Here is an 11,225-nt window from a genome sequence, read left to right as displayed (position 1 = left end):
GACGGACGAGGCCGGGGAGCCGGGCCGATGAGCACCTACCGCGACTTCGCACACCGCGGCACCGCCCGCGCCACCGTTCTGCGGACCGCCGGCACCCGTGAGCGCCGCTCTCTCCTCACCGCGCCCCGGGTCCCGACCGTCGGCATCGACATCGGCGGTACGAAGGTGATGGCCGGCGTCGTCGATCCTGACGGCAACATCCTGGAGAAGCTCAGGACCGAGACGCCGGACAAGTCCAAGAGCCCCCGGGTCGTCGAGGACACCATCGTCGAGCTGGTCCTCGATCTCTCCGACCGGCACGATGTGCACGCCGTCGGCATCGGCGCGGCCGGCTGGGTCGACGCCGACCGGTCCCGGGTGCTGTTCGCGCCGCACCTCGCCTGGCGCGACGAACCCCTCAGGGACGCGATCTCCTCACGGCTCGCCGTCCCCGTGATGGTCGACAACGACGCCAATGCCGCGGCCTGGGCGGAGTGGCGCTTCGGCGCCGGGCGCGGCGAGGACCATCTCGTCATGATCACGCTCGGCACCGGTATCGGCGGCGCCATCCTGGAGGACGGCCGGGTCAAGCGCGGCAAGTTCGGCGTCGCCGGTGAGTTCGGCCATATGCAGGTCGTGCCCGGCGGCCACCGCTGCCCGTGCGGCAACCGCGGCTGCTGGGAGCAGTACAGCTCCGGCAACGCCCTCGTGCGGGAGGCCAGGGAGCTGGCCGCCGCCGACTCGCCTGTCGCGTACAACATCATCGACCGGGTCAAGGGCAACGTCCATGACATCACGGGACCGCTGATCACCGAACTCGCCCGCGAGGGCGATGCCATGTGCATCGAGCTGTTCCAGGACATCGGCCAGTGGCTCGGTGTCGGCATCGCCAACCTCGCCGCCGCGCTCGACCCGTCCTGCTTCGTCATCGGCGGCGGGGTCAGCGCCGCCGACGATCTGCTGATCGGCCCCGCCCGTGACGCCTTCCGCCGCCATCTCACCGGCCGCGGCTACCGCCCCGAGGCCCGGATCACCAGGGCGCTGCTCGGCCCCGAGGCGGGCATGGTCGGCGCCGCCGATCTCGCCCGGCTGGTGGCCCGCCGCTTCCGCCGCGCCAACCGCCGCCGGGTGGAGCGCCACGAGCGGTACGAGAGATACGCCCAGGCCATCCGCACCGCCCGCCCGACGCAGGAAACCCGTACGACCCAGGAACCCCGTACGACCCAGGAACCGCCCTCATGACCATCGAGCTACCCGTGCCGGTGCGCGACGAGGGCGGCAAGCCGCCCGAGGACCGCGGGCACCGCAACCGCCGCCGCTGGCTGACGGCCATCGTCATCGTCCTGCTGATCGGCATCCCGGCCGGCTATCTGGTCATCTCGGCCGGGCAGAGCCGCGACAGCGGCCGGAACAAGGAGGCCGAGTCCTCGGCCACCGGTCTCCAGGAGCTGCGCCCGTCCAAGATGAAGCGCCGCATCTTCGAGGTGCCGATACCGCTGGGCGCCACCAACGTGCGCTACTTCGAGACGAGCAACTGGAAGACCAGCCGGCTGTATGTCCAGTTCGATGTCACCTCGGGACGGCTCGACACGTTCCTGACCGAGATGGGCACCAGCCGCTCCGCGCTCAAGGACGGCGCCATCACGATCACGCCGCGCGACCGCACCACGGTCGGCTGGAACTTCGACCTCCCGGGCCACGACTGGGCGGGCACCAGCCATCAGCAGAAGAGCCCGCGGCCCAGTCAGGACGTCGTGGTGGACCTGACGGAACCGGGCTTCCCCCGGGTGTACGTCGTCTCCACCACGACTCCCTGACGGCCGCCGGGCCCGGCCGGGCCCGGCGACTGCCGGAGGCGGACTACGCCGCCTTGCGCAGCCGGGCGATGACTCCGTTGATGTCGTCCGTCAGCCGCTCGGGGCGTACGAAGTGTCCGCCGGGTTCCTCGCGCCACTCGTGCGGGATGCCGGCACGGCCGAGAAGGTCCCGGAACTCGCGCTGGCCCGCGAGTACATGGCCCTCGTTCAACGTGTCGAACCAGTTGATCGGGTCGGGGCTGGTACCGGCCACCAGATAGACGCGCTTGTCGCGATAGCGCTCGATGTTCTGGACCGGGTTGTCGGCGGTGACCCTGGCCTCGTCCCACAGGGGCATGCCGTAGATCGAGCCGCCGGCCAGGTCCAGGGCCGCGGAGGTCACGTTGGCCCAGTGGGCGACCGCGCCGTCGTCGCGGCGCAGGCTGGGCGGGCCGGAGTGGGCGCTCACGGAGGCGAAGTGCCCGTAGTACTTGGCCGCGTACTTCAGCGCGCCGAAGCCGCCCATCGAGAACCCGGAGACGGCGCGGCCGTCGTACTCCGCGTACGTCCGGAAGTTCGCGTCGATCCAGCGGAGCAACTGCTCGATGTGGAAGGTCTCCCAGTTCCGGGGGCCGGTGTTGGAGTTGACGGGGTTGGAGTACCAGCCCGCCTGTCCGCCGTCGGGCATCACGACGATGAGCGGCTTTCCGGCGGTCAGGTCACGGATCCTGAGGTCGCGGTCGAAGGTGATGAAGTCCTGGCCGGGACCGCCGCCGTGGAACAGGTAGAGGACGGGGTAGGTGCGTCCGCCGGTGTGGTAGTCGTCGGGCAGCAGGACGTTGACGGCGGGGTTCCAGCCGATCGCGCTGGTCGCGAACCGGTAGTACCACATGCGGGGGTCGTTCTCGTTGCGCTCCTTGATGGTCAGCCCGAAGCCGTCGCCGGCGATTTCGGCCGCCGACGCGGTCGCCGCTAAGGACCCACCGCTCAGTGCGGTGGCCGCGGTGACTCCACCGGCGGCTTTGAGGAAGGTGCGGCGGTTGAGGCGGTGCTTGCTCAAGTCTCTCTCCCGGTCACGGAGTTCCACGAATCGCCGCAGCGTAGCGAGCCCGCTTGTCATGGCCGCGAACTACCCGTCAGTCCCCGGAAGACCTCCACAACCAGCCGCTTCGACCTCGAACGCGTGACCCATGTTCGTGCGTGCCTTCCCGCTGATGCCGAGGGAAGGGCGGCGCCCGGCGGTCGCGGAAGAAGTATCGGGCGAACTCTTGACCGGCGCGCGCCGGAGGTCCACATTACTCGTTAATGCGCATTACTAATGCGCATTAACGATCCGGAGGAACACGGTGGAGGAACCCAGGAAGCGGGCCCGGCCCGGCCGGACCCCCGCACCCACGGGCCGCACGTCCCGACCGCGCCAGGCCGAGGTCGCCAGGCTCGCCGGGGTCTCGCAGGCCACGGTCTCGCTGGTGCTCGGGGCCAGGAAGCAGGGCGCGACGATCTCCGAGGAGACCCGGCGGAAGGTGCTCGACGCCGTACGCAGCCTTGGCTACGTCCCCGACCCGGCGGCCAGCCGGCTCGCCGCCGCGCGCAACAATCTGCTCGGGGTCTTCAGCTTCACGTCCACCTTCCCGACCGACGTGCAGCACTCGTACTACCCGTTCCTCGTCGGCGTCGAGCGGGAAGCCGCCGCACGCGGCTACGACCTGGTGCTCTTCACCGGCTCCAGCACGGGCGGCGCGGGGGCCGCGGGACCGGGCGCCCTCAACCGGGTACGGCTCGCCGACGGCTGCCTCTTCCTCGGCCGCCACGCGCCCGCCGACGAACTGCTGCGCCTGGTCGCCGACGGCTTCCCCGTGGTCCACCTCGGACGCAGGGACGAGCTGGAGGGACTGGCGTGGGTCGGCGCCGACTACGTCAGCGCCGCCAAGGAGGTCGTCGCGCATCTCGCCGGGCTCGGCCACCGGCGGATCGTGCTGGTACGGGAGGACGACGAGGCCGCCGCGTCCACCGACCGTGAACACGGCTTCCTCAAGGGCCTGGAGGAGGCCGGCCTGCCCGCCGGCCCGGCCGCCGTCTTCCGCTCCGCCGACCCGGAGCACGACCTCACCGCCGAGCGGCTGCGCGGCTGGCTCGACGACGGTGTCACCGCGTTCGTCGCCGAGGAGACCGATACCGGCGACGCCTGGCGCGCGCTGCACGGCGCCGCGCACTTCGTGGGCATCGACTGCCCGCGCGACGCGTCACTCGCGCTGCTCGGCAGCCCGCCGCCGGATCTGTCGGACGGACCCACGCCCACCGGATTCGACATCCCCCGGCCGCAGTTGGGCGCCGCCGCCGTGCGGATGCTCGCCGCACTGGTGGCGGGGGAGCAGGCGGTGGAACCGCTGGTGGCCTGTGCCTTCCGGCCCGGTACGACGGCGGGCCCGCCACCCGTCCACCGCTGACCGCTGACCGCCGAACCGTCCGGCACCGGCCCGCCGCCGGAGGGGGCCGGACGCCCGCACCACCCGCGCACCACCCATCGCGAACCAAGCGCCAACCGCACCGAGCACACACAGCACTTCAAGGAGATCCGTGACATCCGCACCCGACATCCTCATCGTGGGCTCCGGGCTCGGCGGCGTGGCCGCCGCCCTCGCCGCCTGCCGGGCCGGACGCACCGTCGTCCTCACCGAGGAGACGGACTGGATCGGCGGCCAGCTCACCTCCCAGGCCGTCCCGCCGGACGAGCACCCGTGGGTGGAGCAGTTCGGCACCACAGCCTCGTACCGCACGCTGCGCGAGTCCATCAGGGACCACTACCGCCAGTGGTATCCGCTGCGCTCCGAGGCGCTGGCCCTCACCGATCTCAACCCGGGCGCGGGCCGCGTCAGCAAGCTCTGCCACGAGCCGCGCGTCGCCCTCGCCGTCCTGGAGGCGATGCTCGCTCCGCACCGCTCCGCGGGCCGGCTCACGCTCCTGACCGAACACCGCCCGGTCGCCGCCGAGTCGGGCGACGACGACACCGTACGGTCCGTCACGCTCACCGACCTGCGGGACGGCAGCCGTCGTACGATCAGTGCCCGTTACGTCATCGACGCCACGGAGACCGGCGAACTGCTCGAACTCGCCGGGGTCGAGCACACGATCGGCGCCGAGGCGCGGAGCGAGTTCGGCGAGCCGCACGCCCCCGAGGAGGCGGCGCCCCTCAACCAGCAGGGCATCACGGTGTGTTTCGCGCTCTCCCACCACGAGGGCGAGGACCACACCATCGACCGGCCGGCCGACTACGACTTCTGGCGCGCCTACCGGCCGGACTTCTGGCCGGGACCGCTGCTCGGTTTCCTCGCGCCCGACCCCCGCACCCTGGAGGCCGTACCGCGCACCTTCGTCCCCAACCCGGACCTCGACCCGCTCGATGTCACCGCCGACCAGTCGGCCGACGCGGGCGACAAGGAACTGTTCGGCTTCCGCCGGATCCTGGCCCGCAAGCTGCACCGGCCGGGCGCCTTCGACTCCGACATCACCCTCGTCAACTGGCCGCTCAACGACTACTGGTTGAAGCCCCTGATCGGCGCCGGAGAGGAGACGTCGGCCGCCGCGCTCGCCGAGGCACGCCAGCTCTCGCTCTCCGTCCTGTACTGGCTCCAGACCGAGGCACCGCGTGCCGACGGCGGCACGGGATTCCCCGGACTCCGGCTGCGCCCCGATGTCACCGGCACGCCCGACGGGCTCGCCAAGGCGCCGTACGTACGCGAGTCACGCCGTATCAAGGCCGTCACCACCGTCACCGAGCACGATGTCGCGATCGACCTCGTCGGCCCCTACGGAGGCACCCGCTACCGGGACTCCGTCGGCGTCGGCAACTACCGCATCGACCTGCACCCCTCGACCGGCGGCGACAACTACATCGACATCGGCTCCGTGCCCTTCGAGATCCCCCTCGGCGCCCTCGTACCGCGCCGCGTCCGCAATCTGCTGCCCGCCGCAAAGAACATCGGCACCACCCACATCACCAACGGCTGCTACCGGCTCCACCCGGTGGAGTGGAACATCGGCGAGGTCGCGGGCGCGCTGGCCGCGCACTGCGTCGCCGAAGGCGTCGAACCGCGCCAGGTCCAGGCCGAGGACAAGCGGTTCGACCAATTCGCCCGGCTGCTCGACCGCGAAGGAGTTCAGCGCCACTGGCCCGACGTACGCGGCTACTGACACCCGGCGACACCGGGACGGAACAGCCGGGCGGAAGCAGCTCCACCTGCCCCGCCCGGCCTACCGACCACGCCGTACCAACTCTGTGCACAAGGAGGTGCCCAAGCCATGAACACCCACCGCATCCGCGTCGGCATCGACGTGGGCGGAACCTTCACCGACGCCGTGGCCGTAGACGCCACGACCCTGCGACTCCTGGGGCAGGTGAAGGTCCCCACCAGCCACCATCACGAGGACGGCGTCGCCCACGGCATCGTGGAAGCTCTCGACCGTCTGCTGGAGCAGACCGGACACGCCCCGCAGGACGTGGCCTTCCTGGCCCACGGCACCACCCAGGCTACCAATGCCCTGCTGGAGGGCGACGTCGCCACCGTCGGCCTGATCGGTGTCGGCGCCGGTCCGAGCGCCGGGTTCACCCGGCGGCTCGCCGCCTTCCGGAAGCTCGAACTCACCCCCGGCAAGCGGCTACCGCTCGCCTACGCCCATGTCGCCGACCCGGACGACGCGCCCGCCGTAGGTGCCGCCGTCGACGCGGTCGTCCGGGAAGGGGCCCAAGTCGTCGTCGTCAGCCAGCCGTTCAGCGTCGACCGCCCCGAAGGCGAGGACGCGGTCGTCGCGGTGGCCAAGGAGCGCGGAGTGCCGACGACCGCCGCGCACGAGATCACCTCGCTGTACGGGCTCCACAAACGGACCAGGACCGCCGTCGTGAACGCCGCGATCCTGCCGCGCATGCTCGCCACCGCCGACCTCGTCGACGCGTCGATCACCAAGGCGGGCGTGAGCGCGCCACTGATGGTGATGCGCTGCGACGGGGGAGTGATGTCGCTGGACGAGATGCGGCGCAGGCCGCTGCTCACCGTGCTGTCGGGACCGGCGGCGGGTGTCGCCGGCGCGCTCATGCAGGAGCGCGTCAGCGATGGCCTGTTCCTGGAGACCGGCGGCACATCCACCGACATCAGCGTCGTACGGCGCGGCAAGGTCGCCGTCCGGCACGCCACCATCCTCGGCAAGACGTCCTACCTGTCGGCGCTCGACGTCAGGACCGTCGGTGTCGGCGGCGGCTCGATGGTCCGCATCGGCGGCGGCAGGGTCACCGGCGCGGGACCGCGCAGCGCGCATATCGCGGGGTTGCCGTACGCCTGCTTCGCGACCCTGGACGACCTGCGGGACGCCAAGGTCAGCACGGTCCGGCCGATGGACGACGACCCGGCGGACTACGCGGTGCTCGACGCCGCCGGCGGGCGCTTCGCGATCACCATGACCTGCGCGGCCAACGCGCTGGGCCGGGTACCCGAAGGGGACTTCGCCCACTGCGACCCGGCCGTGGCCGAGGCCGCGATGGCGCCCCTGGCCGCCGAGCTCGGCACGGATGTCGCCACGGCGGCGGCCCGTGTCCTGGACGCCGGCACCGACCAGGTGAAGTCCGTGGTCGACGCGATGATCCGGGACTACCGCCTGGACAAGGACACCGCCGTGCTCGTCGGCGGTGGCGGAGGCGCGGCCGCCGTCACCCCGCACCTCGCGGCCGTCACCGGACAGGAGGGCAGGATCGCGCGCCACAGTGAGGTCATCAGCCCCATCGGTGTCGCCCTCGCCCTCATCCGCGAGCAGGTCGAACGCATCATCCCCAGCGCCGGCCAGGAACAGATCCTCGCCGTACGGGCCGAGGCCGAGGCCGCCGTCGTCGCCCAGGGCGCGGCAGCCGACGGCGTCGAGGTGGAGGTCACCGTCGACCCGCAGACCAGCACCGTACGGGCCGTCGCGACCGGGGCCACCGAACTGCGGACGCAGGACCGCGCCCACCGGGCGGACGAGTCCGACCGGCTGCGCGCCGCCGCCGACAGCCTCAAGACCGACCCGGCGTCGGTGCGCGTCCTCGCGGGCACCCCCGCGCACACCGTGTACGGCACGGACGTGCACCGCAGGTTCCGCCCGGACCGCCACCCGGTGCGCGTCGTGGACGCCGACGGGGTCGTACGGCTCCACGCGCCGGACGCCCGTGTCGCGGCCACCACCGTCGGCCGCGCGCCCGAAGTCCTCGCCGACCTGGTGCGGGAGGCCACGTCGTACGGCGACGGCGGTGTCCGTGCCCCCGCCCTGCGGCTGCTCCTCGGCTCCCGGATCGCCGATCTCTCCGGCGTACTCGACCCGCAGCCGCTGCTCGCACTCGCCCGCAGCGAACTGCGCGCACGCGCCGCCGACGAGCCGGTCATCGCCGTGCTGGAGGTGCGCTCATGACCGTCGCCCTGCTCGACCGCGACGCGCTCACGGCGATCGGGACACTCGCGGCGACCGACGACATCGAGTTCGGCGTCCGGCTGCTCGCGAACACCCCGACGCACGAGCGCCGCGACCCCGCCCAGCTGCGCCAATGGGCGCGTACCGCCGACGAGTTCGGCGCCGCACTCGCCCCCGTCGCCCGGACTCCCCGGATCGTGGAGAGCGGCGACGGCCTGGCGAAGGGCCTCCTCGCCCGCTACACCTCCAGGCCGGTCCCGGCCGTCGAGCTGTTCACCGACACCCTGGCCCTCGCCGACGAGCTGATCGACCGCCTCGGCTGGCGCCACTGGTATCCGGCCGGGTCGATACGGGCGGCGGCGATCGCGCACGAGGCCGTGCACGAACAGCTCCACCACGGACCGGAGAAGACGGCCCTGAAGCGGTCCCTCGGCCATGTCGTCCTGCGCGCGGGACGCCATCGCCTGTACGGCCATGTCGCGGGCGCCGAGGAGATCGCCGCCCACGCCCACGCCCGCACGGTCTGCGGCCTCGGCCGCAGCCCGCTCCTGCTGACGGCCGCCCTGGCCACCGCCGCCGACGGGCGGCAAGGCTCCCCGCACGGAAGAGAGAAGTAACGCCATGGGCGTCGTCATCCTTCTTGTCATGGCGGCCGGTGTCGCCGCGATGCTCACCCGCAGACTCCCCACCGCCTTCGCCCTCGTCATCCTGGCGATCGTCATCGCCTTCCTCGCCGACGCCCCGCTGACCGGCGAGAACAGCGTCCTGGACACGGTCGTCCAGGCGGGTGCGCCGACCCTCGCCGCCACGATGATCGCGATCCTGCTGGGCTCCTGGCTCGGCAGGCTCCTCGACGAGACCGGCATCGCGGGCACCCTCGTCCGCAAGATCGTGGAGTTCGGCGGCGACCGGCCGGTCGTGGTCGCGCTCGGCGTCCTCGCCGTCGCCACCCTCGTCGGTACGGTCACGGGCTCGGCGCCCGCCGCGATGCTGGCCGGCATCATCGGCATCCCCGCCATGATCGCCGTCGGTATCCCCAAGGTCACCGCCGCCGGCACGATCCTGATGGGCATCGCCGCCGGTATGCCCTTCGAGCTGCCGATCTGGCAGTTCTTCTCCACCGCGCTCGAACTGCCCGTGGACACCGTGCGCGGCTTCATGATGAAGCTGTTCCCCTTCGCCCTGGCCGCCGCCGTTCTCTTCGTCCTCGTCGAGACGCGACGACGCGGGGTCGAACACGCGTGGTCGCTCACGTCCGCTTCCGCGAAGCCCACGTCGCGCCGTAAGCAGCTCGGCGACGCCCCCTGGTACGCGCTGCTCACCCCGCTCGTACCGCTGATCCTCGCCCTCGGTCTCGATGTCGCGATCCTGCCGTCGATGCTGGCCGGCGTCCTGTACGCGCTGGTCACCACCACCCGGCCGGGCGAGATGAGCAAACGGCTGCTGCGCACCCTGTACGGCTCCTTCGAGATCGCGGCGGCGCCGATCGTGCTCTTCATCGCGATCGGCATCCTGCTCGCCGCGGTGAAGCTGCCCGGCGCCGTGGCGGCGCTGGAGCCGCTGATCAAGGCGGTCAGCCCGCAGAATCCGGTGCTGTTCGTCGCGGTCTTCACCCTGCTCGTGCCGCTCTGCCTCTACCGGGGTCCGCTGAACGTCTACGGCCTCGGCGCGGGCATCGCCGGTGTCCTCATCGCCGCCGGCATCTACCCGGCCGTCGCGGTGCTCGGCCTGGCCACCTCGTACAACCAGGTCTTCGGGGTGGCGGACCCGACGAGCACCCAGACCGTGTGGAGCGCGCAGTACGCGGGGGTCACCCCGCAGCAGGTGATGCTGCGGACCTTGCCGTACGTGTGGGCCGTCGCCCTCGGCGGATTCTGCGTCACCGCCGCCACCTATCTGTGATCTCTCAACTCCCGGGACGGAGAACGACATGACACAGCACGACGCGCACGACCAGCCGCGGAACCCCGGCCGCCGGATCTTCCTGCGGGCGGCGGCGGCCACCGCCGCCGTGACCTCCGGCGTGCTGGCCACCGGCGCGACGGCCGGCGCCGCCGCGGCCGCCGCAGCGACCCCGGCCGCGGCCCCCGCCCTGGCGGCGGCGCCCGGCGGATTCCCCGACTACCGCTATCTGAAGACGCTTCTGACGCCCTCTCAGCTGAAGTACAACCCCACCGGCGAGATCATCTTCCCGTGTGTCCGGGGCGTCTACGACAAGTTGGCGAACCCGCTCGGCCGTTACTACCTCTACTACGGCCCGCACGACGCGCCCGGCGGTATCTGCCTGGCCTACGGCGACTCGCTGGAGGGGCCGTTCACCGAGTACACCGCGAACCCGATCGTCTCCAACAACTGGCAGCCGCACTACAAGGTCTCCCATGTCGCCTCGCCGCACGTCCTGTGGAACGAGGATGTCAGGGAGCTGTGGCTCTACTTCCACGGCGAGAACGGCACGACCCGCCTCGCCCGTTCCAAGGACGGCATCACCTTCACCTACGACAAGGTGGTGCTCACCACCGCGATGATGCCCGCGGGCAGCAGCGAGACCTCGTACGCGCGCGTGTTCCGGCACGACCTGCCCTCGCGCGACGCGCGCTACGTGATGCTCTTCATGCTCAACAACCAGTCCAACCACCGTGATATCGCCTGGGGTTGGTCGAAGGACGGCCGTGACTGGACGTTCGACCAGCAGCCGCTCGTCCGCCACTCCGACGTCGGGGCGAACAACATCGGGGGACCGCACCTGCTGAGCCGTAACGGCAGTACGTATGTCGTCTACAACACCAGCAAGGAGAACGGCGGCAATCTGCTGATCACCGAGGTCGGCAATGACTTCAGCCGCCGTGATCACCTCGGTCTCTTCTACGACTCGGCCAACAGCGCGCCGGACAACGGGCGCAGTGCCTCGCCGAGCTTCGGAACCGACCGGGGGGTGCCGTACATGATCTATGAGGCGGGCGAGCGTCTTCAGGGCTCCATCGCGGTCGCACGCGGCTGACCGCCCGGCGCCGGACGGGCCGC

Annotated in this window: 9 protein-coding genes; 8 read left to right on the top strand and 1 reads right to left on the bottom strand. The window is 71.6% G+C overall.

Annotation, left to right across the window (positions count from 1 at the left end; all coding sequences use genetic code 11):
• Positions 1-27 precede the first annotated feature (27 nt).
• Together M1203_RS02075 and M1203_RS02070 are read left to right on the top strand one after the other, a co-directional pair.
• Complete coding sequence (locus M1203_RS02075; RefSeq protein WP_249947698.1) at positions 28-1,221, top strand: ROK family glucokinase; 1,194 nt, start codon at positions 28-30, stop codon at positions 1,219-1,221.
• Positions 1,218-1,796, top strand: coding sequence for a hypothetical protein (locus tag M1203_RS02070; RefSeq protein ID WP_249947697.1), 579 nt, complete (start codon positions 1,218-1,220; stop codon positions 1,794-1,796). Before M1203_RS02075 ends, M1203_RS02070 begins: the two co-directional genes overlap by 4 nt.
• 43 nt (positions 1,797-1,839) lie before the next feature.
• Here M1203_RS02070 and M1203_RS02065 read toward each other — a convergent pair whose 3' ends face one another.
• Complete coding sequence (locus tag M1203_RS02065; RefSeq protein ID WP_249947696.1) at positions 1,840-2,835, bottom strand: alpha/beta hydrolase family protein; 996 nt, start codon at positions 2,833-2,835, stop codon at positions 1,840-1,842.
• A gap of 286 nt (positions 2,836-3,121) precedes the next feature.
• On the opposite strand from M1203_RS02065, the gene M1203_RS02060 reads away from it, so the two are divergent.
• The 6 genes from M1203_RS02060 (at position 3,122) to M1203_RS02035 (ending at position 11,202) form a co-directional block, all read left to right on the top strand.
• The gene (locus M1203_RS02060; protein ID WP_249947695.1) at positions 3,122-4,222 is read left to right on the top strand and encodes a LacI family DNA-binding transcriptional regulator; all 1,101 of its coding nucleotides are present in this window, start codon (positions 3,122-3,124) and stop codon (positions 4,220-4,222) included.
• 130 nt (positions 4,223-4,352) lie between these two features.
• The gene (locus tag M1203_RS02055; RefSeq protein WP_249947694.1) at positions 4,353-5,966 is read left to right on the top strand and encodes an FAD-dependent oxidoreductase; all 1,614 of its coding nucleotides are present in this window, start codon (positions 4,353-4,355) and stop codon (positions 5,964-5,966) included.
• A 108-nt stretch (positions 5,967-6,074) separates the two neighbouring features.
• The gene (locus tag M1203_RS02050) at positions 6,075-8,204 is read left to right on the top strand and encodes a hydantoinase/oxoprolinase family protein (RefSeq protein WP_249947693.1); all 2,130 of its coding nucleotides are present in this window, start codon (positions 6,075-6,077) and stop codon (positions 8,202-8,204) included.
• The gene (locus M1203_RS02045) at positions 8,201-8,821 is read left to right on the top strand and encodes a hypothetical protein (RefSeq protein WP_249947692.1); all 621 of its coding nucleotides are present in this window, start codon (positions 8,201-8,203) and stop codon (positions 8,819-8,821) included. Before M1203_RS02050 ends, M1203_RS02045 begins: the two co-directional genes overlap by 4 nt.
• A 4-nt stretch (positions 8,822-8,825) precedes the next feature.
• Complete coding sequence (locus M1203_RS02040; protein WP_249947691.1) at positions 8,826-10,106, top strand: TRAP transporter large permease subunit; 1,281 nt, start codon at positions 8,826-8,828, stop codon at positions 10,104-10,106.
• Between the two features lie 28 nt (positions 10,107-10,134).
• On the top strand, positions 10,135-11,202 hold the full coding sequence (locus M1203_RS02035; RefSeq protein ID WP_249947690.1) for a hypothetical protein: 1,068 nt from the start codon (positions 10,135-10,137) through the stop codon (positions 11,200-11,202).
• Positions 11,203-11,225: the final 23 nt, after the last annotated feature.

The sequence above is a fragment of the Streptomyces sp. 35G-GA-8 genome (assembly GCF_023534745.1).
In the GTDB taxonomy this organism is placed as follows: Bacteria; Actinomycetota; Actinomycetes; order Streptomycetales; family Streptomycetaceae; genus Streptomyces.
This window is presented reverse-complemented; position numbering and strand designations above follow the sequence as displayed.

Coding starts and splice junctions, on each gene's coding strand:
- M1203_RS02075 (WP_249947698.1), top strand. CDS start 28: ATGAGCACCTACCGCGACTTCGCACACCGCGGCACCGCCCGCGCCACC.
- M1203_RS02050 (WP_249947693.1), top strand. CDS start 6,075: ATGAACACCCACCGCATCCGCGTCGGCATCGACGTGGGCGGAACCTTC.
- M1203_RS02070 (WP_249947697.1), top strand. CDS start 1,218: ATGACCATCGAGCTACCCGTGCCGGTGCGCGACGAGGGCGGCAAGCCG.
- M1203_RS02040 (WP_249947691.1), top strand. CDS start 8,826: ATGGGCGTCGTCATCCTTCTTGTCATGGCGGCCGGTGTCGCCGCGATG.
- M1203_RS02035 (WP_249947690.1), top strand. CDS start 10,135: ATGACACAGCACGACGCGCACGACCAGCCGCGGAACCCCGGCCGCCGG.
- M1203_RS02045 (WP_249947692.1), top strand. CDS start 8,201: ATGACCGTCGCCCTGCTCGACCGCGACGCGCTCACGGCGATCGGGACA.